At 33.1% G+C, this 24,040-nt stretch carries 10 protein-coding genes and 1 tRNA gene; 9 read left to right on the forward strand and 2 right to left on the reverse strand.

Annotation, left to right across the window (positions count from 1 at the left end; all coding sequences use genetic code 11):
- Positions 1–373 precede the first annotated feature (373 nt).
- The 9 genes from IPK88_09885 (at position 374) to IPK88_09925 (ending at position 16,845) form a co-directional block, all read left to right on the forward strand.
- A complete protein-coding gene (locus tag IPK88_09885; protein ID MBK8243723.1) occupies positions 374–3,505 on the forward strand; it encodes a T9SS type A sorting domain-containing protein in 3,132 nt (1,043 codons plus the stop codon).
- Between the two features lie 47 nt (positions 3,506–3,552).
- Entirely contained in the window at positions 3,553–7,377 is a 3,825-nt protein-coding gene (locus tag IPK88_09890) for a hypothetical protein (GenBank protein ID MBK8243724.1), read from the forward strand.
- Between the two features lie 411 nt (positions 7,378–7,788).
- Positions 7,789–8,655: an IPTL-CTERM sorting domain-containing protein gene (locus tag IPK88_09895; GenBank protein ID MBK8243725.1), complete on the forward strand. Its 867-nt coding sequence runs from the start codon at positions 7,789–7,791 to the stop codon at positions 8,653–8,655.
- 83 nt (positions 8,656–8,738) lie between these two features.
- Positions 8,739–9,284 carry an archaeosortase/exosortase family protein gene (locus tag IPK88_09900; GenBank protein ID MBK8243726.1) on the forward strand — a complete coding sequence of 182 codons (546 nt, stop codon included), beginning with the start codon at positions 8,739–8,741 and terminating at the stop codon, positions 9,282–9,284.
- Positions 9,271–10,008, forward strand: a complete 738-nt coding sequence (locus IPK88_09905; protein ID MBK8243727.1) for a hypothetical protein — start codon at positions 9,271–9,273, stop codon at positions 10,006–10,008. Before IPK88_09900 ends, IPK88_09905 begins: the two co-directional genes overlap by 14 nt.
- A 1,055-nt stretch (positions 10,009–11,063) precedes the next feature.
- Positions 11,064–15,161 carry a hypothetical protein gene (locus IPK88_09910; protein ID MBK8243728.1) on the forward strand — a complete coding sequence of 1,366 codons (4,098 nt, stop codon included), beginning with the start codon at positions 11,064–11,066 and terminating at the stop codon, positions 15,159–15,161.
- Between the two features lie 198 nt (positions 15,162–15,359).
- Positions 15,360–15,776 (forward strand): Holliday junction resolvase RuvX, encoded by a 417-nt coding sequence (gene ruvX, locus IPK88_09915; protein ID MBK8243729.1) that lies wholly within the window; start codon positions 15,360–15,362, stop codon positions 15,774–15,776.
- Between the two features lie 16 nt (positions 15,777–15,792).
- Positions 15,793–16,560 carry a TatD family hydrolase gene (locus IPK88_09920; GenBank protein ID MBK8243730.1) on the forward strand — a complete coding sequence of 256 codons (768 nt, stop codon included), beginning with the start codon at positions 15,793–15,795 and terminating at the stop codon, positions 16,558–16,560.
- 197 nt (positions 16,561–16,757) lie between these two features.
- Positions 16,758–16,845 (forward strand) — tRNA-Ser (locus IPK88_09925).
- Positions 16,846–16,961: 116 nt separating this feature from the next.
- Here the strand turns inward: IPK88_09925 and IPK88_09930 are convergent.
- Both IPK88_09930 and IPK88_09935 read right to left on the reverse strand, forming a co-directional pair.
- A complete protein-coding gene (locus tag IPK88_09930) occupies positions 16,962–19,799 on the reverse strand; it encodes a CRTAC1 family protein (GenBank protein ID MBK8243731.1) in 2,838 nt (945 codons plus the stop codon).
- Between the two features lie 61 nt (positions 19,800–19,860).
- Positions 19,861–23,940 carry a gliding motility-associated C-terminal domain-containing protein gene (locus tag IPK88_09935; protein MBK8243732.1) on the reverse strand — a complete coding sequence of 1,360 codons (4,080 nt, stop codon included), beginning with the start codon at positions 23,938–23,940 and terminating at the stop codon, positions 19,861–19,863.
- Positions 23,941–24,040 lie beyond the last annotated feature (100 nt).

Below are 24,040 nucleotides of genomic sequence, written 5' to 3' on the forward strand. Positions count from 1 at the left end.
AAGCAATTGAAGGGGGGCTTTTTCATTTTAGTATTTTTTTTCAAATTAAACACATTGAAGCCTTTAAAATTAATGTATTGAAGATCAATAGTATTATAAAAATAGATATATATAAGAAAATTAAATCTAATTATTTTTATAAAATATTATTTAATAATCATTTACATATTACATATATTTGCAATATGATTGGTGAATCTAATGTGCTCTAATCTGGAGTTTAGAACCAAGTCCCTTCCTTAAAACATAAAATAATAATACTTAGCATCGTCTTTTGAGCTTTCATTAAAGCAAATTGGATGATGGGTTAAGTCTTTATGATGAGATCATAAAGTAAGATATTGATTTTATGAATTTAGCAAAATAAAGCCTTATGTGCACTGTAAACTCTTTAGCCTGGATTCCCAAGTCCATACTATATTTTTCTTCCCTTAGGACTGTCCTGAGTCTGTGGATCATAGTCATATCTATGTTTCAAGTTCAGGATGGTTCTTGTGCACGTTCTAATTCAAATTCTCTAGCAGTAACAGTTATGGCACCTGCAGATATGACCATATCAATAAAGAATGTTGGAAAGTGCGATACCATAATTAATCTACCACCAGCTGCATTTAACATATCACCAGCTTGTATTCCGTTAATAGCAGCACAAACCAAGACGGTTTTTGGAACTTTAAACACTAATGGTGGACCCATTCATTTTTATACCGGTGTTTATTATGTGATTTACACATTGACAGATAATTGTTATATGGTTGGATCAGATACTATGAAAATAACCATATTTGATGCAACACCACCTAACGTAGTTTGCGCTTCTGAGCAAACAATAAATTTAAACAATATTGGAGAAGGGATTTTGCCAGCGAAAATTTTAGATGCTGGATCTACTGATGATTGCAATCATGTTTATTTTAAAGCAAAACGTATGAGTAGTCCAAATGGATATACTTGCACACTTCAGAAAAATCCAAACTATAAATTTGATGATGAAGTACTTTTTTGTTGTAGAGATATCAGATCTGGACCAATAAGGGTTATATTACGAGTGTATGATGTATTTCCTGGTGATGGGCCAGTAGGTGATTCATTATATCTAGGTCATTTTAGAGATTGTATGGTGTTAGTTAATGCAGCAGATAAATTGGGCCCAACTTTAACGTGCCCATTAAATTCTACTGTAAGTTGTGGTGTTGATATCGATAGTATTTTTAGAAAGCAAAAGCCGTTGGTTTTTGATAATTGTTATACAATACAATTAGATTCAACGATTAATTGGAACACTAACGCTTGCGGCTCAGGAACGGTTTCAAGATCATATACAGCCACTGATTCAGCAGGACTTTCTAATACATGTACACAAACGATAACTGTATTAGGTAATAGCCATTTTGATGGTACTGACACAGCGCAACTTAAATGGCCCGCCCATACAACAGTGTTTGCATGTAGAGTTAATTTGAATGCAATAAACGGGGGATCACCACAAATATTTGAGGATGAGTGTGATCAGGTTTTAGTACGAAAAACAGATGAAAAATTTGATTTCAATAGAGGTGGAGTTTGTTTAAAACTACTGAGACATTGGGAAGTTATAAATTATTGTAAATATAATGCGGCATTAAAACCAAATCCGAATATTCCTTCAAATGGGTATTACAGTTATACTCAAGAGATTAAGATAATGGATACCATATCACCCGTAATTCAAGGATTGCGTGACACCATAATTAAATCTCTTGCGGATAATTGTGGCGAATCTTTCATTGGGTTACCAAATATTACAGCTACAGATTGCGGCACACAATCGGGAATTTCATTTCAATATAGAATCGATTTTTTTTCAAATGGGACTATAGACAGATCAGGTACTGGAAAAAATGCAAGTGGAATGATGCCTATGGGCTCACATTTATTGTATTTGGAGGCTACGGATTCATGCCATAATACTGGAATTCTAAAAGTCAATTTAACCATTAAAGATGGTAAATTACCTAAAGCAGAAGTCATATATGGTTTGAGTACATCACTAACCCAAATGTCAGCAGGTATCATGGTAATGGTTAATGCTCGTTTACTTAATAACTTTAGTTCTGATAATTGCACGTCTTCCGATAAATTGAAGTTTTCATATTCTACCAATATTAATGATACCATAAAAATATTTACATGTGATGAAATCGGGCAGAATTTTGTCAACATTTATGTTTGGGATGAATGTGGAAATTATAGTATAGCAACAACTTATATTGTAGTAGATGATATCGATCATTTGTGTCCAAACAATTTTCAGAATTTTACAGTCAATGGGTTTATTAAAACCTATGCGGGAATTGAAATTGAAGATGTAAGTGTAGCAATGGTTGATCCATTACATAAAGAAATTTCACCAACCAACGAAAAAGGTGAATATGTATTCAAAAATTTGAAATCTAGTATATCAATATTGCTAAATCCATCATGTAATATCAACTATCTTTCTGGAGTTACCACAGCAGATATTACTAAAATCCAACAACATATTCTTGGGATTAAAACCATAACGAATTCATATGATTTGATTGCTGCTGACGTAGATCAGAATGGTAAAATTTCTGCTCGCGATATTATCATTTTAAGAAATTTAATTCTTGGTAAAATCAATGAATTGCCTGAGAATAATTCATATCTTTTTATTCATAAGGCATATCAATTTACAAATCCTTTGGATCCCTTTGATGAATATCGCCAGCATAGAAATATTATTATTGATCAATTGGAATCAGATCATAAGATAGATTTTGTTGCAATTAAATTAGGAGATATAAACCAATCATTAACTAAACACAATATCATACAATCGGAACAAACTGTAAATCTTATTTATACAATAGAAAACAATCATATAGTTATTAGATCAAAAGTAAAATCCAATCTGCAATCATTACAACTTAGATTTAATTTAGATCAACATTGCAACGTGTTGGAAGAAATTGATGCGCCATTTATAAAAAATATTTGGACAACGGATTATTACCATATTACAAAAAGCAATGTTGTTACCATTTCATTTAATGTAACCGATCCAATTTGTGTATATCCAGGTGATATATTATTTGACATACCACTACATACACCAACTTACTTTTGTGATAAGTCCATATTTTTGGATCAGGAATTTTATTCTGAATGGATCGATGATCGTCAAATAACTTCAAGTATTCAGATACAATTAGATTCAAAACCTGAAAATTACGTATCCAGTATAATGGAATTATTAGAAGCGGGACCAAATCCTTGTCTCGAAGATTATCATTTAACTTTGAGATGTAATCAAGAATCTAATGTTAATTTAGCAATACGTGATTTAACCGGACATGATATATTGACAGATAAATATAGCTTAAATTCAGGAGTACATAAACTTAAAATTCCAAAAACAAATTTCAAAATACCAGGAGTGTACTTTTTAAATCTTAAGTCTGAAAAATACAACCGCACAATAAAAATAATCATCCCTAATTAAATCTATCAATAAAGAAATTTATTGTTCAAAACTCAAAAGTAAATTAAATGAAATACACAAAATTTATAATCAATCCCATCCCAAAATGGAATATTGATAGATCCAATAATGCTTGGCTATCCATATTTACTTTGATTATTGCATTAATATTCTGCGACCATGTGAAGGCTATCCCAGAGGATTGGCCTTCGCATGACAGAATTGAAGTGTGTCAGTTCAATGAATGGAATGCATCGACCGTTGCACTTGCATGTAGAGGTTCAATCCAGGTGTCTTTGGATCAAGCTGGTCGAGCTACTATAACTGCTAAAATGCTCATCTCTGACATTCTACCTAGTTATGCTCAATTCAAAGTGTATGTCAATGAAACGGGATTAAATTATGTCACCTGTGCTGACATTGGAAAGAATAGGACAGCAACTGTTTTGGATACCACAACCGGAATGAGTTGTTGGAGTCTTCTGGTTGTCGAAGACAAATTAAAACCTATAATCTTATGTAGAAAAGATACCGTGTCATGCAATGAAGATCCATTTGCATTAGACTATAACCAATTTGCATCGGCCATTGATAACTGTGACGCAAATGTTGATATTGTTTATGACTTAAGGTTTGAAAAATTGAGTTGTGACCCGAGTTTTATTTCAGTATCACATATCATATGGACTGCAACAGATAATTATGGAAACAAGTCCACATGTTCAAATGATATATATTTTCAAAGAACACCAATTGATAGTGTTGTATTTCCACTCAATGATACTTTGTATTGTCCAAGTGCTGATATCAATGATGCTGGGGTTCCTACATACCATGGTTTTCCATTAGATCCTTTTTGTGAATTGTTTGTAACGCATCAAGAGGATACTATACCTGTATGTGGTGGAATGATAAAAATTACCAGACATTGGACCGTGATAGATTGGTGTACAAGAATAAGCAGAATGCAAAATCAAATTGTAACCATTGCCGATACAACCCGACCTAATATTACTTGTCCAAGAGATACCAGTTTATTTACATCATATACGGCTTGTAATACCAATTATTTAATTCCAATAGTTCAGGCTACAGATAATTGCAGTCCTTCAGAATTAATTTATTATCTGGTAAGAATAGATAGTTCTATTCTTGCTCATCCGGGGAATATGGTAACCCTTGATGTTGGGAATCATACTTTTCAATACATTGCCATAGATCCATGTGGAAATTCAGATACTTGTATAAGTTATGTTACCGTAATTGATCAAATAGCGCCCACCATTATTTGCCCACCTAAGTTGGCATTATCATTAGATGCGATAGGCCAAGTAGTACTCACAGCAGCCTATTTTGAAAAAATTGGTTTTATCATCGATAACTGTGAAATAGATACTGTTTTAATAAGAAGAATGAATAATGCATGTGGTAGACCACAGGATACTGTCTTTAGAGATGAAGTTACATTTTGTTGTTCTGATATTGGTAAACGTGTCATGTTGGTCGTGAAAGTTCAGGATATTCATGGCAATATGAATTTTTGTATGATTGAAATGGATGTTCAGGACAAAAACACTGTTGCATTATTGTGTCCAAATAATATTACGATTAGTTGTACACGCGATTATACAGACTTAAATGTAACCGGTAAATTTAATGTGAAGGAGGTGTGTATGGGATCAGCAGGTGTCATCATAACGCATTCTGATTCCGGGAAGCTTGATAGTTGCAAAAGAGGAATTATTTACAGGAAATTTTTTGTTAAGTATAGTTCAGGATTAATTGATAGCAGTTGCAGACAACAAATTACTGTAGTTAATAATTACACGTTTAATGCAAACGATATCATATGGGCAAGAGATACGATGATAAGAGCTTGTACATCTAATCATCCTGATTCTTTGCGCTTGAGACCAACGAATCCTAAGGACAGTTGTGGAACGATTGCCTATACGTTTAGAGATAGTTTATTATCCAGACCTCCTGATTCTTGTAGGAGAATATTGAGGTTATGGTTAGCCCGTTCATTATGTAATAATGGATCTGCAAGAGATACACAAATTATTAATGTAAGTGATTTTGCAGCACCACGTTTGCGTGTGCCGAGAGATACCGTTGTTTCTTCTACTCAGTTTGAATGTAACCCTTTTGTTACATTGTTGGCGGCTAGCGTTACCAGTTGCAATACGATAATCTCATTTGTGAATTCGTACAATGCAGGTGGCGCAAATGCTAGTGGAAGATTTCCGTTGGGTGTAACAAACATTGTATTCACCGTTACCGATATTTGTGGCAATATTACAACTGGTGTAACTAAAGTGACCATGGATGATCCAGTTTCTCCACAAGCTACTTGTGTACGTCCATTTGTAAGTAAGAATTTTGGAACTAGTGATTCGGTGAAGATAACTGCTCGGGAATTATTAGCATCGTATACGGATAACTGTACACCAAATGATAAATTGAGAATTTCATTTGATTTTGCTAATCCAAACGATACATGTCGATTTTTGACATGTGCACAATTCAAACTGAAACGTGATTCTATTTATAATTTCAATGTGTTTATAAAGGATTCATCAAGCAATACTGCAAGCTGTGTTGGAATGGTTCGGTTATTTGATCCAACCACACACTGTGGAACATTGCTCCAGAACACTGTAGTTGTTTCTGGTTTAATTAAGTCAGTCAATCAATCACCTATGGCTCAAGTTGAAATTGAAGCTGTAGAATTGAGAGATAGTGTAATGTCCAACGATAAGGGAAATTATGAATTTAACAAAGTACCTATTAATTCAAAACTAACACTTCGACCAAAATATCACAATGACAAATGGTTGGAAGGTGTGACAACTCAAGACATACTTTATATACAAAAACAAATTTTGGGTATTCAATCCTTTTCGAAACCGGAACAATGGATTGCCGCTGATATTAATAATGATGGATTTGTAACTTCAGGAGATGTTGTATGGTTGCGAAAATTAATATTGGGTAAGGTAAATCAAGTTCCAAATAACAATTCCTGGCGATTTGTGCATGATTCCTATGTATTTAAAGATTTAAACAATCCATTATCAGAATCATTTGCAGAACAATTCACCAACCCAAAAATAACAGAAGCAACACAAATTAATTTCAAAGCTATAAAGATTGGTGATGTGACAAGTGCGACGGGAGTAGCTAATGAACAAGTTGGCGCTCGATTGAAATATTATGAATTAACTGTAGAAGATCAGGAATTGCCTGAAGCAATAAGGAGTCATTCAGAGTTTAAAATAAATCAGGATTTGACTATAGAAGGATTTCAAATGAATATCACATTTGATTCAGAATTGGCTTTGATTGATCATATCGATGAGTTTTTAACAGATGCGGGTGGTATTAGAATGGATGAATCCAATTATATTGTTGAAGATGGGCAACTGAGGATATCTTTTAATCTGAATTTTCCAAAGCGAGTGAACCAAGGTGATCGGATGTTTAGAATAGTTTGGCAAAATGTTAAAAATTCAAACCTTAAGGACCTGTTACACGATACACAATATAAGAACAATGAAATCTATTTGACCAACAGCCTTGCGTCTCCACTAGCGATTAGAATTTTACCCAATACAAGTTCTACGAGTTTGGAAATTTCAGATTGGTTTGTAAAGCCTAATCCATTTAAAGATCGTTGCAGATTTGAATTTGAATCTAATATGGGGATGGATGCTTTAATAGAGGTGTTCACCCAAGATGGTAAATCGGTTATTTCAGAGTGGCGATCTGTTGAAAAGGGATATAATAATTGGGAGTTTGATCGAAGTCGATTTCCAACAGAAGGAAGTTATTTTTTCAAGGCTCAATTTGGGAACATTAAGAAGCATGGGAAGTTGATAATTATACATTAAATAATGTATAATATAAAATAATAAACATGAAAGGGGCGAAAGCCCCTTTTTTTTTTAGTGCTCTTATGGAGAGATAATAAATTATATATATATTTTATTTAATATATAATAAGATGTAATTAAATAAATTAATTATAGTGCATAAATTATAAAGAAGTTCTTACAGCACTAACTCCCATTTCGATATATATATATTTAAATTATATAGAATTTATTATAATATATAAAAAAGTCTTTTTATATTTGTCCCATAAATTGGACCAACCAGTAAGACAAAACATTTTGTCAGAGTGAAATATAGAATTTAAGAAGCTAGTGTAAATCCTTTTTATTGTTAACTATAAAATTTACCAGATGATCTCCAATTTTATTTCACAGAGGCTATTTAAATCTTTTTTCATAGTATTTACTATGATAAGTAGTCTTCAAATTTCCTTTGCAGGTATCTTTTTTGACGCTGGACCAGGGACAGGTGCCCCACCACAAATTTTCAAAAATCACATCATGTTTCCTTTTGCAGCTGATGCGAATCCAATAGGTGCACCAGTGTCAAGTTTAGAATCTCCTACTCGTTGTTTTGGTGCCTTAAATTTTTCTACTCCATTAAATCATCTTAGCGTCCCTGGGTCATGGGCCACTTGGAGCCATGGTTACGCAAGCGATGTATATTATCATGGTGGAACTTCAACAACAATTACTTTGCCACCCGCCACCAGAGCATTTTATTTTTATACTGAATCAAATAATTTTTCTACATTTATTGTAAACGCTGTTGCAAATGACGGCACTACCACTGGACCACTTAGTGTAAATGGAAATTCAGGAGCTAAATTCATTGGCTTTTATACCACGGGTTCTCAATGCCTTTTAAAAAGTATCACAGTTACCTATCCACCTGCTGCAGGTGGGTTTGCTATAGGTGAGTTTGGAATTAGCTGTATGGCAATGATTCCGACTATGAGTGAATGGGGTCTAATCATATTATGCTTATTACTATTAGCTTTTGCAGGAGTAAGTATACGCAAGCGTAGTTTGGCTGTGGCAGGAGGCTTTACTATGGATGTAAGCGGATCCAATCATTCAAGATTTCCGTTTGCTTTAAAAACTTATATACCAGCTTTATTTATTACCATTGTTTTATTGACCATTGGATTATGTATTGCAGTTTTGGGATATGATTATCAAATAACCTATGCGGATATTCCAGGAGGAATCATTTCTGCATGTATTGCTGCTTATATTATTCATCTAGCGATGTTACCTAAAAATAACGACTAACTATACCAATGATTTTGGAGGGGCGAAATGTTAATTTGTTTCGCCCTTTTTTTTGAAAATAATGATCTTATCCGAAACAGTAAATGGGACAAAATAAGAGTTCAATAACATTAGAAGGAGTGCAAGAAGTGTTCACTAAAAATAAAATGCTTGCATATTATATTGGTGTGGGACTTTTTATTTTAGTTTATTATTTGTTTTCAACAACACAAATTTATAATCAGTATATTCAATTTCCAGTAGCTAAATTATTTAGTTTCATCAGTGCGCAAATCCTGAACTTTTTTGGATTTCCAACAGTAATTGATGACAACCAATTGACCACTGGAGTTAGTTCCATTAGTATAGCTAAAGGTTGTGATGCGATTGCTGTTATGATTATCTATACAGCTAGTGTAATTATGCTTCCGAACAGTTCTATGAAAAATAAAATGCAAGGCATTTGGATTGGATTAGCTGTATTGATGTTTGCGAATATCATTCGTATTCTTAGCCTTGTTTTTTGTAATATTTATAGACCTGAATTATTTGAATTTTTGCATATAGAATTTTGGCAAATCATTTTTATTTTTCTTGGCGCCAGTATGTTCCTCATTTGGTTAAATAAATATGCCTATGCATCCAAATAGTAATAAAACGATTTTACTATTTTTTGGTAAATCCCTCGTTTTATATTTTTTACTTTTATTAATAATTAGAATTACCCCACTGAAGGAACATTTTGTTCTTCAAATGAATCATCTGTTAAATTCTATTTATTCTGATATTTTGCCAAAGACAAAAGTTTTTTTTCATACTGCAAATAATACGAAACGCTCATTTGTCATTGATAGAGCCGTTTTACCATGCCCGCCATTAAGTCATTTTGGGGAGTTTGATACCCAAACCATATTTGTTAATACAGAACATTTCTACAAACAACTTGAAAATAGAAACAACGACCCTAACTCTAAATTAGTCATTCAAAATTATAAATCTCGGTTGAGTATTTGGGATATAGTATGGATGCCAATTATTCTGGTTTTTAGTTTAAGTGTGTGTTTTCCCGGTTCTGTGAAACGGCGACTCAAGTTACTTGCTGGTACGAGCTTCACCATATTAATTATCGGCTTGCTTCGGTGTTATTGTATTCTATTGCTTGAATTATTGAATGCACCAGTTTTAGAACCTTTAATCTTGGGTGATTTTTTAAAAAATGGTATTCATTTTATAGCCGGACTACAAGGTATAGAATTTATTTATATTAGTAGTTTCGTAGTTTGGGTTATGGGTGTGTTGATCTTGACACCATTAATCAATGAACGTTTAATCTGGAATAGCAATCCACCTAAAAAAGCATTACATCACGCTTAGTTCATGCCTTTTGTTAAATATTATTGATTTATTACTAAGTAATCATATGTTTACAATCTATTGTAAATTGGAATACATCGGAAATATAATTTTCATCTCATTGATGTTTCTAATTCATTTTCAAATAGGCTTATGAAGCTTCAATTATATTATTTATATTAAATATTTGTTTTCACATATTGATCAATAGGAAGATAATAAGATATAACTATTTTATATTTTCGAATTGATTATAAACCTTATAGATGTCGTCAAGTATTTTAATGTAATTATATACAATTTGAACTGAAGGGATTAATGGTCTTTCATAATATTACATTAACTAAGACATTCAATAACAAATTTATGTAGAGGAAGTGATGTTATTGTTCGTTATGGATTTGGTGCTAATTCATGAATTGAATGAAGTAAGGAACTGCCATTTTCTTGGAAAGAGGTGTGATATAATGGGTTCAATTAAATTAATTTCAAAGAAGGATTTATGAAATATGAACCTTTAGAAGTATACAAGCCTATTACAGACAGATTATTATATACTGTAACACATTTATATATATAAAATGTGGATATATTCGTAAAAAATGGATCATGTATTTCATTAATAACATTGATAATCAATAATATATATATATTATATAAATTAAATATAATATATACATATATTGTGGTATATATAATGTAAATATTTAATATTTATCTTTGCCATGTATTACGATTATCTGTTATCTGTAATGTATTAAAAAAATATATATATACAAATAGTAGTAAATCCAAATATGTTATATATCTTTGTGGTATATTACTTCCCAACCCAACAATTTTAGTAAATCCTACCTCTAGCGCAAAATCGTATTTTGCACAACCTACATTGTTTTTTTACCAACGAATGATTTTAGATCCTTGTCTGGGATTTACATGTTTATGACTTAATTGTCATTTCATCTATTTTCCATACAGAAATTTTAACACGTAACTATTTCATTTGGAATAGACTATTGGTCTATTGCTGTGATATAAATGTATAAAATTTTTTTAATCATTAAATAGAGGATCTCATGGAGAAAACGATTTTTACATCTCCCGAAAGTAAAACTAACAAACCAAACTGGCTTAGTCGGAAGAATTTCATTTTATCATTATTGTTTTTAACACTCGCTTCTGTCCAAGGGACATTGATGGCGCAGTGTTCATTGGCATGTAATGGATTAACACAAGTTTCGCTAGATCAATCATGCAGAGCTGTAATTACGGCAGCTATGATATTGAACGACACGATGACTTTATGTCCTGGTGCACAATACGAAGTAACCGTATTACAATACAAGAAAAAAATTCCTACATCGCCTATAGTTACTGGCGATTACATCAACAAAGTATTACAAGTAGAAATCAAAGATTTGGTTTCCGGAAACAAATGTTGGGGTGATCTTAAAATTGAAGATAAGCTTCCTCCAGTGATTGAATGTGCAAGAGATACCATTCCTTGTTTTCTTGCATCTACATTTACACCATATCATTACGATGCATGTTCTTGGGATACTTTAATTCTATTGGATGAAATTATAACTCCATTGAATTGTAATCCTAATTACATAAAACAAATCGTGCGTAAATTCATAGCAAGAGATGCATATGGAAATACATCTGCGGTTTGTAATGATACTACTTTATTAAAGCGATTTGATACAACTAGAATATTATGTCCAATAGATAGATCATTGGGTAATTCCAATGCAATTAGTTGTAAAGATCTTACATATAATAGAATTCCACTTGATAGTAAAGGCCATCCCCATCCGAGTTATACTGGAGTTCCAAGATATTATGACACTATAAATCGTAATCCATTAATATTGGATACCATTGATTTATGGCCAGTTAGAGATATCTATTGTAATATCAATGTTACTTATGATGATATCGATTTAGGTCGCATCGGATGTGTACAAAAATACATGCGTATGTGGACCATTAGAGAATGGTATTGTAACACAGAACGCGCAAGAATTTGTATACAAATCTTAGAAATAGTAGACCGTGAGGCTCCATATATTCATTGTCCTTACAACTTTAATGTAACTACAGACGGCGGATATAAATGTCAAGCTACTGTAAATTTACCTCCTGCCGTGGTCTTTGACAGTTGCAAGAGTGCAGTGAGAGTAGATGTTGTTTATCCAGGTGGTATATTGAAAAACCAAAATGGTGGAACAGTGGTATTGCCAGTTGGTGAAAACGTTATTTGGTATCGTGCTTATGACAATTGTTATAATGTAGATAGCTGCGAATTAATAGTTTCGGTATTAGATAAAACATCTCCAGTCGTTATTTGTGATCGTGAGACCGTTGTTTCATTATCAATAGATGGAATAGCTCACGTATATGCTAAGACTTTTGATGATGGTAGTTATGATGATTGTCATATCGATTCATTTTTAGTTCGAAGAATGGTAGATGGACCGTGCGACAACGATAATATTGATGATGTATTTAGACCATACGTTGAATTCTGTTGTGATGATATAGGCACTTTGAATCAACCTAAGAAAATCATGGTTGTATTCCGTGCAAAAGACAAATCTGGAAATTACAATGATTGTATGGTTGAAGTAGAAGTACAAGATAAATTAAAACCTGTTTGTACTGCTCCGGTTAATTTAACAATTGCATGCGATTTTCATGTTGACGTTAATAACTTGAATGTATTTGGTGAAATTAATTCAGATTCAACATTATTATTCAACAAACGTACTATACGTTATAAAGGTTATGACTGGACAAGAGATTCAGTAATCAATCTTCACGATGGTTTCGCACACGATAATTGCAGTCTTACTATTAGAAAATGGTATGAAGACAATCGTACTCAATGCAACGTTGGACAAATAATAAGATATTGGGAAGTAAGTGATCGCAATGGAAAAGATACGTGCAAACAAGTACTAACATTCTTTAATTTTCATCCATTCAATCTTCGCGATTCAATTTGGTGGCCACGTGATACAACTTTAACCATGTGTTTAGATCCAAATACATTGACTCCGGACTTGATGGGAAGACCAACAGGACACGGTGAAGATAAATGTGATTTGTTAGGATATAGCTGGGAAGATCATGTATTCCATTTTGTAAACGGTTCCAATGCTTGTTACAAAATATTAAGAAAATGGAAAGCTATTGACTGGTGTCAATTTGTGTACAATTCTCAAACAAGACAATACGAATATCAAGTAAATACGCACGAGCAAATTATTAAAATAAATAATTTAGTACCTCCGACTATTACTGGAAGTTTCACAGATACTACATTCTGTACTTTGGATAGTTGTCTAAACGGACCTGCAGTATTAACAGTTGATTTAAGTGATGATTGCACTCCTGGAAGTGAGCTAGCTTGGGAATATTTAATTGACTTAGATAATAATGGAATTTATGATATTGTAAAAAGTGGTGTAGGAAATGTAATAAATGCATCTGGAAGATACAAACTTGGAAAACATACCATCAAATATGTAGTAGAAGATAAGTGTGGTAATAAAGTTGCAAAAGAACGCAAATTCAATATTATCAATTGCAAACAACCAACACCATATTGCTTGAATGGAGTAGCCATCGATCTAATGCCAATGGATACAGACCGTGATGGAAAAGTAGATACAGCAATGATTTGTGTTTGGGCAAGTGATGTTGATAAAGGAAGTTACCATCCATGTGGAAATCGTGTTGTATTGAGTTTTTCAAAAGACACAAGCATAAAATCGATTTGCTATGGATGTAAAGATATTGGTCAACAAGATGTTGAATTATGGGTAACTGATGCAACTACAGGACAACAAGCATTCTGCCGTACCTACGTCGAAATACAAGATAATAATAATGCTTGTATCAAGAAAGGAACATTTACAGGAACAGTATCTGGGTTATTGTCAACCAATGATAATCAAACCATCAATGAAGTAGAAGTTAAATTAGAAGGTAGTAACAAACCATTAATAATAACTAAGGACAATGGTCGATATGCATTTATTGATATGCCTTATAACAATAATTCATATACAATAGTACCATCTAAGAATAACGACTTTTTGAATGGTGTATCAACTGCTGATATAGTTAAAATTCAAAAGCATATTTTAGGTACAGAGATTCTTAAGGATCCATATAAGATCATAGCAGCTGATGTTAATGATAGCAAAACAATTACAAGTGCGGATATCGTAGAACTAAGAAAATTAATTCTCGGTGTTACGAATAAGTTTGCTAAGAATACATCATGGTCATTTGTTGATCAAACGTATAAGTTTGTTGGAATATCAGATAAAGATGTTTTGGAATCAAATTATCCTAAAACATATGTGATCAATCCATTCAATCAAAATATGTTAATTGACTTCAAGGGTATTAAAATTGGAGACGTTAATAATTCTGTTAAAGCAAGTAATTTAAGTAATACTTCGACAAGAACAAAAGAAGTCTTTACAATGATTGCGGATGAAAAATCATTCAATGCTAATGAAGAAGTATCGATTCCACTATTAGCTAATGCAAATACAATAATTAGTGGATACCAATTCACAGTACAGTTTGATCCTGCAAAAGTTCAATTCTTGGATATCATAGGAGGTGTTAATTCAATGAATAAAGAAAATATAGGAATAAGTAAAATAGATGAAGGCTTCATAACATTAAGTTGGAATAGTACTACGGCTATTTCAATCAATGCCAATGAAAATCTATTTACGCTTAAATTCAAGGCTCTTTCGAAAGGTCAAGTCTCAACTACGCTACAAATCAATTCATCTATTACTTCAGCTGAAGCATACACATCTCAACTTGAAGAAATGGATATCAGACTCGGTATCAGATCAAACCGCGGCATAGCCGATCAAAACGGTATTGTTTTGTACCAAAACCAACCAAACCCATTCTCTAATCTGACAGTGATAGGCTTCGAGATGCCAAAAGCAGCTCCTGCATCATTGACGATTTATGATCTTACCAGCAAAGTATTGTATCGCACAGAGATCAATGCAGCTAAAGGTTATAATAGTATTCAGATTAATCACGCTCAGCTTGGTGTTACCGGCGTCCTCTACTATCAGTTGGATGCAGTAGGATATACCTCTACGCGGAGAATGGTTGTGATCCAATAAGGCTAAATTCGTTTTGTTCTAAAGAGTTTACTGTTTTTGGGATGGGACCCCTCTTAGGTAATGACCTAAGGGGGTCTTTTTTTTTAATCGATTTTGTTTAGGAATAGTGGGAACTTTGAAATTAATTGTTGCATTGCGAATGTCCCATATTGAAATCGCACTTAATGATTAATTTTGAACCTCCAATTTTAAATACTAATGGCTAGAATTCTTGCTATCGATTATGGAATGAAACGTTGTGGCATCGCAGTGACTGATCCATTGCAACTAATTGCAACAGCATTAGATACTATTGATACCCCTTTGCTTGAATCCTACATTCTAAAATATTGTTCTGGAGAACCAGTTGAAAAAATAATTTTTGGTTTACCAACTCATGCCGATGGAAATGATACTTCCTTGACACCGGTCATTAGAATTTTTCAAGAAAAATTGAAAAAATTATTGCCAGCTATTTCTTTTGATTTTCATGATGAAGCGTTTAGTTCTTCCAAAGCCAAGGAAACTATATTTAGTATGGGTATTAAAAAAAAACAACGCAGGGATAAACGATTGGTTGACAAGATCAGCGCTGTGATAATACTCCAGGAATATTTGGGACATCATATTTATTAATTTTATTTTTACAACTATGAATTGGATTGATACTCACACCCATCTATATTTAGAAGAGTTTAAACTTGATCTGGATCAAGTCATTCAAAGAGCAACAGAAAATGGTTTGGTCAATGTTTTACTTCCCAATATTGATGTAAGTACGATTCCAGAAGTTGATGCAATGTGCCGTGACTATCCTGAAATAGCAAGAGGTATGATGGGCTTACATCCTTGTTCTGTTAATGAAAATTACAAACACGATTTAGATATCATTGGGCAAAAACTGTATTCAAATACTTATGTTGGTGTAGGAGAAGTTGGATTAGATTTATATTGGGACAAAACCAATTTTGAAATCCAAAAACAAGCCTTCATTACTCAAATTAATTGGGCTAAAGAATTAAATCTTCCCTTGAGTATTCATACTCGAGAAGCCACTGCTGAAGCTTTACAAATCATTGAGGCATTACAAGATGGGCGTATTAAGGGTGTATTTCATTGTTTTGGTGGAAGTGTTGAAGAGGCTCGTAGGGTAAGTGATTTGGGAATGTATCTTGGGTTAGGAGGTGTAACAACCTATAAAAAGAGCAATCTTCCGGATATATTGAATCAATTTGGATTAAATCGAATTGTTTTGGAAACAGATGCTCCATATTTGACACCAGTTCCGCATCGCGGAAAACGAAATGAATCAGCATATATTCCGATTATCGGATCACGAATCGCAGAAATCTTAAGTTTGGATATTCGCGAAGTTTCCCTAATCACTACTAAGAATGCTAAGGAAGTTTTTAAGTTGTAATACCTTATATTTCAACCCATTCACATCTAAAAAATTCTAATTTATACTTACACGCAAGGTATTTAGAGGTAATCTTCCAGATATTGATTTATAACTAAAGTCATATTTTGGGATTATTTAAAGCTCAATTGATCCGAAAGTTATACTTTTGCGCTAGAAATGAAGATGGATCAATTGTTCCATAGCATTCTAATTTAGGAGAGATGTCCGAGTGGTTTAAGGAGCACGCCTGGAAAGTGTGTGTACTCCAAAAGGGTACCGAGGGTTCGAATCCCTCTCTCTCCGCTGAAAATCAACAACATAATTATAATTGACATTCCATGGAAAACACTAAAATGTGATAATATTGATATTAAATAATGGATCAAATTCTAATGGAAAATAACTTATTTAAGAAAATCTCAATCGACTATTAACCTTGCTGTTTTTAAATGTTGGTCTCCTTTCAGTTGATATTGAATGAAATAGAAACCGGAACAGAGATGTTCACATGAATATTTATTTAGCGTTGGGTTTATTACTTTTATACATTCGGCACCTCTGATATCATAAATACTAAAATATACAATGTCCTCTTTGTTTTTTATAAAGATATTTCGATTTTGAAAAGACAGGTAATTATCAACTTTGTTAGAAATTTCTGAAGTTGATATGGTGTTCAAATTGATTTGTACTGGTATGCGATCACTGGTACATTCCTTTGGATCACGTGTTAGTTTCCAATCATAAAAATAATGATACTCAGATTCCCCTGAAGCTGAAGATATAATTGTACAAATTCCATTGAGTTGGATTGGATAGAATAGATTGATATTGGATCTGAACAGCCAAGGTGTATTATTTAGAAAACGTTGTTTATTCCATTGGGTACTTGTGGTTAAAAAATAGTTGCGTTGATTTTTTTGAAGTCTGAAGTTAAGGGCTATTCTATTTTTTTCTTCATTCAATTCTACATCAATCGAATCAATTGATTTACCTAAATCATCTTTTAATACTATTCTTCTGATACCTTCACGATCTGTGTAAAGAGTTACGGAATCAAGTGTACAATCTTCATTTACTTTAAAAAAAAGTCCACCATTTAATGTTTGTGCATGATAAGGAATAAATTGATATTCGGGTTCGTATAGTCCGGCATTGAATGTCGGATAATTTTGCTTGACGTAACTTTCAATCCAGTATTGAGTATTTTTTTCTATCAATGGAGTTTGAAATTTTTTTCCTTTATAGAGTGGAATTGTATCAGAAAAATTAGAAAACCATTTTGTATTTTCAAGATTCGATTCCAATTGAATTATTTTTTTTGTGTTGATGGTGGTGTCCCTTACAAGTGGGGCTCGTACTTCATTAACTTTTTGAACGGTCAAAGTATCTGTTAAATAAGATGCACATTGTCCTTTAACTAGTGCAAAATAGGCACCTGCTTGTGTAATGCTTATTACCGGAGTTTTAATCATGTCTTGCCAAAGTATATCTGTATAACCTGGAACACTCAATTCCAATTGATCATCATGGCATAAAATAATATGGTCAGACACATTCAGTTTGGGATGTTCTATTGGATTGTATTCTACATAAATACTATTGGAAATTATCGGACAAGATTTTTGATCTATTGCCTTATAGAAATAAATTCCAGGATTGTTTACTCTGATGGTATCGGATTGTTCACCGGTATTCCATTCAATGTTTTTTAAATTAGATTGGACTGCTAGTTTAACGTTTGCAGTATCGCATAGGATTTGATGTCCACTTGGATATATAGGGATAGTGTTATTTAAACACCCTGACTCGTAAATAACATAATATTGATTTGGATTCAATTGATAATATCTATTTATTGTTCCATTCGGCCATTCCACAATCATACTATCCACAATATTATTCATTCCTAAACCAAAATGCAACTGGTGTGTGTTTTGAATGCCAAAAGATTCTCCACACCGCAACTCTCTAAATTGTTTAATTCCATTTACAAATAGATTGATTTTGCATCCAATTCCATTTCGATTGGATTGTTTTCCTTGTAATGTAAATCCTATAAAATTATTTTTGTTTTTACTGCCAAGGAAGATTCTATCTCTGATGATATTCGGTGAATTAATTAAATCAGCAAATGAAGCATTTAAATCCAAAGCGCCGTCTTGGTTAAAGTCGGCAATGCTAAATGTACTGATTATATTATTAAAAAAACTTCCCTTAGAAACACTAAAATTCATTGTGCCATCATTCAACCAAAGTTCAGTTTTATCTCCGGCAATTAAAATATCAATGTCCATATCATTATCAAAATCTTGTAATGATATTTGTATTCCTATACCTTGATAATTAAAACCTGAAGTTTTGGTGGCATTAATAAAATGGTGGTCCGGAGTTTGACGATAAATGATGCTTGGAGAATAATGATTTAGAACAACTAAATCTAATAATCCATCACCATCCAAATCTGCAATATCACTAGTCCAACTTTGGTCCAAACTCCCAATATTTCTTAAATCTGCTTCTTCAATAAAAGTGCCATTGACATTATGATAGAATAGATTTCTTCTTCTGCGATCTGTTGAATCCTTTACATCGGGCCTGCATCTGGAAATATATAAATCTGGATCATTGTCATCATCAATGTCTGACCAAATACATCCATAATTTCCCGCTTCACTATCTTTTTCTTTAATTTTGAAATTAATAAATGTAGTATCACGTTTGAATGGTGCTGGAAATGGATTAAGGTATAATCTGGTTTTAGCTAATTCGTCACAGATGGTCAGATCCAAATATCCATTTTTGTCTAAGTCATATAGTGTAGAAGCCTGAGAAAAAAAAGGCGTTTTATCAATTACGCTTTTCGTAAAACCATTTATATTCTGACTAAACAACAAAATTCCAAATTGCTCTCCAGCAACAATAATATCGTTAAAACCGTTATTGTCAATATCAGCAATATTTATAGTCCAAACTATACCATCAATATCATCATCCAGTTTTTGCCAAAGAAATCTTAAATCTCCTGTGTTAAGTCCAATCCAAAGTTCGACACCCTGATGAATTGAAACCAAATCCGGTAAAAGGTCTCCATTTATATCCACACTCGCTAATGATGAACCACTATTCCAAGATCTCCCAAGTTCAAGAGGTACAAAATTAATTTGAGCAAGTATTGAATATTTACTAATAAAAAACAATGATAGACCCAAAAATATCAATCGTAATCCTGGCATATCAATGTTTTTTTTACTCATTACATCAAGCGATAAAGAAAATATTTTTTCTTTATTAAATAAATTATTAAGTGAAGAAAAATTACTTAAGCAAAGTTACATCGCCAAATAATTTTTGAACAACACCATTTTTCCATTCTACTTCCAAAATCCAGACGTAGACACCTGGATTTATTTTGTCACCACGAAAAGTTCCGTTCCATCCATTTACGGGCGTGTTGGGTTCAAAATGTTCATTGGTCCATATCATTTCTCCCCAACGATCAAAAATGCGCATATACCTAATCCATTTATAAGAATCTGTCTTAACTATAGGATAGAATGAGTCATTCACACCATCACCACCTGGACTAAATACATTGGGTACCCAAATACCTCTTTCTTCAACCTTAATTCGAATAGTTGCAGTCGCAGTACATCCATTTTTATCAGTAATGGTAACACTGTATTGCTGATCTTTTTGATTATCTGTAATCTTAGGATATGGACAGTTATTACAATCTAATTGTTCTGATGGATTCCAATCGTAAGTGTCAATTGAATCAATAGGGATGGAATATTGAGGTGTTAAAACAAATGGATCTCCTTGAAACAACACGACCTCTGGTTTAAGATCAACAACTAAAGGAACCGGAGCAATAACGGTTAATGCATCGGTGATTTCGCAGCCATTGTCATCTATTACTTTTAGTTGATGGTTCCCAACCTGTACATTGATATCTGCGTTAATATCAATTTGATTGCCATCGAGATAGTAAGAATAATTGGGCTTGCCGCCACTAACTTTAATTTTTGAAAGCTGTCCAGGATAGTTTACACATTTTGGATTATTGACTTCGAAATCAATATCACTCGGAACATTTTTATCTTTACTTACACTTACTACATCACTTGAGATACAACCATTATTCAGATCAGTTACAGTTAATGTATAATCCCCTTCCTGATTAACTTTAGGGGATAAGGTTTTTGATCCACTTACAATCAAGCCATTCAAAGTACTCCATTGTATAGAATAATTGTTATTTGGTGTATTGATATTTCCGTTTAAATCCAGTTCTAATAATTTGCATGTAAGCAATTGAGCTTGTCCAGCGTCGATAGAAGGAACTTGGACATTTTCAAACACTTCAACAATAGTTGAATTATTACAGTTATTGGTCATATCCATAACTTCTAGAGTGTATTTCCCGATGGTTGAAACAGTAATTTTATCTGTATTTCCAATAACCTGTCCATTGGCATTTTTCCATATGTATTGCATGTTAGTTCCTGAACTAGAGCCGGTGGCTTCAAGTAGTGCATTTTTCTTAATGCAAGTAAGAATATCACTTGTGGTTCCTACGGCTACTGGTAGGACTCTGTCATCTTTTATATTAATTTCTTTGAAACTTGAACAGAAATTATTTTGATCAATGACCGTTAATCTATAAGTTCCATGTGAGCCGGCTGTTATGTTTTTTTGATTCGTTGATCCAAGAATCAAACCATTACTTGTCGACCAATTGTAGGAATAGTTTAATCCTTGAGTGTTGTTTTGAATATTAAGTAAAATATCTTTTGTCGAGCAATTCCACAATTGATCGTTACCTAAATCTACTATTGGAGTAAGGGTATCAATGCCAACATCTATGGATTGGAAAGTAGAACATCCATTAATGATATCTTCTACTGTTAAGATATAAGTACCCGGTTTTGTGATATCAGGTGTTGGTGTGTTTGAATTTCCTATTGGATGGTTTTGTGCAGAGGTCCAGCTATATTTTAATGTGTTGCCACTGGTTGAACTTGCAGTTGAATTCAATTGTACAGAAGTTACTTTACAATTTAAAACTGCGGGTTTACTAATTACAGCTACCGGAATATTTAGGTCAGGATTTATAGTTACTTGTTTCGTATCCATACATCCATTAGTGGTATCAATAATGGTTAATTTATAGGTTCCGGCAGAACTAACAATTATTTTATTAGTACCAAGACCAGCATCGATCACACCATTACCTGACCAAATGAATTTTAAGTTGTCATAATCAGATGACCCCGAGGCATCAATAGTTTTCTGAACGTCTTTACAATTAAATATGGTATCTGCATTTATTTTAACAACTGGAGTATTAAGATCTTCAATAACTGAGATGCTATCAGTAATGATACAATGCCCAATGGTGTCTTCTACTTCAATATAAAATTTGCCTCCTTTATTCACGACAATTGAATGGGATGAGGTGCCACCTACGATGTTGCCATTTTTAGTAGACCAGGATATTTTTTCATTAAGTGATTTAGTGGTAGCATTTATTTTTACACTAAGAGACCTGCAATCTATAGGACCCGGATTAGATAATGCAACTGTTGGATTTGATCTTAGGTCGGATACATTAATGGAATCCAGAGTTTCACAATTATTATCAAGGTTTTTTACTTTCAAATAAACTTTACCTGATTGGTAAATTTTTTTGTCATACAATCCTGAATCCAATTCTATTTTTCCACTTGGCAATTTCCATTCATAAATAAATAAACCCTGTTGAAAGTCTTGCTTAGGCAGTACATCGAATTCAGTATTTTTGCAATCAAGACTGAGATCATTGCCGAGATCAATTTTTGGAAAATCTGTATTTTCATTAATTAGCCAATAGGCTGTATCCTGACATCTTGATTTTTTATCAGTTATTACTAATTTAACTTCTCCAGATTTATTGATATCAATAGTTGATATGTTTTTAAGAGTTTTTTGATCTGAAGTAATCCACATCCATTCATAAATACTTGTATCGTTTGGTGTAGAGTTTAATGTTACAAATGGTTTAGTGCAATCTATTATAGTATCGCCAGTAATAATTCCTTGAGGTAGACTATTATCAGCATCTACTTTTACAGTAGCGATAAAGTCACAATTAGTATTGACATCTACTATCTTCAGACTGTATTTTCCTGGATTAATAGCTTTTGCAAAAGGTGTGCCTTGGCCAGAAATAATATTTGAGGCTGGACTCCAGCTATAGGTATAGGTACCTGTTCCACTTGTTACAAGCCCTGATAATAGAAACGTATCTTTATCGCAATTCGCTTTTCCAATTACTTCAAGCGTTCCATCTAATTGATCAGGAATATCGATGGTAATATCAGTTTCATCTTCGCACATTCCTAAATTAGAAGTATAAATTATTTTAACATGGTATGTACCAGAGCCTTTAGCTTTAATTACACTACCATAATTGGTGATGATATTTCCTCCATTAGATTTGGTCCATATGTACTTAAGATTTGGACTTTTGGGAGTAACAGATTCAAGTGCTGTAATGGTATATTCTTGTGAAGAACATGTTGGCACTGGAAAAGCCTTTAGTTTAGCTCTAAGATCAACAAATTCAACTTCAACCTCATCCTCATCCTTGCATTTTTCAATGAGTGAAATATCGTCTAAGCCAAATGCACTAGTGGAACCTCTGGAATCTGTAATACATATTGTTGTTGAATTACTAGTCGCAACAAAACATGTTGAAAATTCTGCCCATCGGCAAACAGGAATATAAACAGATTCTCCCAGTACTTTTCCATTTGCCTCAGCTTTGAGATAAAGGGCAGTACCAACTTTATTATATTTTTGGGCCTTAAATTTAAATAGAAAGACCTCACCTGGTTTTGTGGCAATGGTTTGACACCACAATTGAGCTCCGGATGTTCCATATGCTTTTCCAATGAAAAAATTTCCATTCCCGGTGCAATTAGCTAAAGAACCATCAAAAAGCGTTGGACTGTCACCAACACCATAATCTCTGGGCATCCAAGTTCCATGTGGGGAAATCAAATTAAAATCCGTGGTATATCCAACAGGTCCTGCTTCGAAATCTCCATTAAATATCAGTTCGTTACTCATGGTTTCTGCCTTGAGTTTGTATTTATACTTGCCAGGAGGCATGGTTACTGTCGGATTTAAGCTATAAGGATCGCTTAATCCTGTAGCTGGGACCCATTCAAAATTCGTGGGATAGTTAGAGTTAACATTCCCATTTAATTGTAATACTTCAGAAGGATCACAAGTAAATCGGTCCGGTCCTGCATTGACTTTAAGATCACAACCTTGTGCTAAGCAATTGTAATTTAATGCAATACAAATTAGACAAATTAATATTGTCTGAATGTCAAATCTTTTTTCCATTTGGTTTTGCTTTGTTTGTAAGAAATTAAAAGTGGATTAAAATCAGAATCACAATTATTATGGTCACCCTTTAACCTCAATCCGATGCACCAAATTTACA

This window comes from Candidatus Defluviibacterium haderslevense, assembly GCA_016712225.1.
In the GTDB taxonomy this organism is placed as follows: domain Bacteria; phylum Bacteroidota; class Bacteroidia; order Chitinophagales; family Saprospiraceae; genus Vicinibacter; species Vicinibacter haderslevensis.

What these genes read in the sequence shown, in the direction of transcription:
- IPK88_09905 (MBK8243727.1), top strand. Translation starts at nt 9,271, where the DNA reads ATGCATCCAAATAGTAATAAAACGATTTTACTATTTTTTGGTAAATCC.
- IPK88_09895 (MBK8243725.1), top strand. Translation starts at nt 7,789, where the DNA reads ATGATAAGTAGTCTTCAAATTTCCTTTGCAGGTATCTTTTTTGACGCT.
- ruvX (MBK8243729.1), top strand. Translation starts at nt 15,360, where the DNA reads ATGGCTAGAATTCTTGCTATCGATTATGGAATGAAACGTTGTGGCATC.
- IPK88_09885 (MBK8243723.1), top strand. Translation starts at nt 374, where the DNA reads ATGTGCACTGTAAACTCTTTAGCCTGGATTCCCAAGTCCATACTATAT.
- IPK88_09935 (MBK8243732.1), bottom strand. Translation starts at nt 23,940, where the DNA reads ATGGAAAAAAGATTTGACATTCAGACAATATTAATTTGTCTAATTTGT.
- IPK88_09890 (MBK8243724.1), top strand. Translation starts at nt 3,553, where the DNA reads ATGAAATACACAAAATTTATAATCAATCCCATCCCAAAATGGAATATT.
- IPK88_09910 (MBK8243728.1), top strand. Translation starts at nt 11,064, where the DNA reads ATGGAGAAAACGATTTTTACATCTCCCGAAAGTAAAACTAACAAACCA.
- IPK88_09930 (MBK8243731.1), bottom strand. Translation starts at nt 19,799, where the DNA reads ATGAGTAAAAAAAACATTGATATGCCAGGATTACGATTGATATTTTTG.
- IPK88_09920 (MBK8243730.1), top strand. Translation starts at nt 15,793, where the DNA reads ATGAATTGGATTGATACTCACACCCATCTATATTTAGAAGAGTTTAAA.
- IPK88_09900 (MBK8243726.1), top strand. Translation starts at nt 8,739, where the DNA reads ATGGGACAAAATAAGAGTTCAATAACATTAGAAGGAGTGCAAGAAGTG.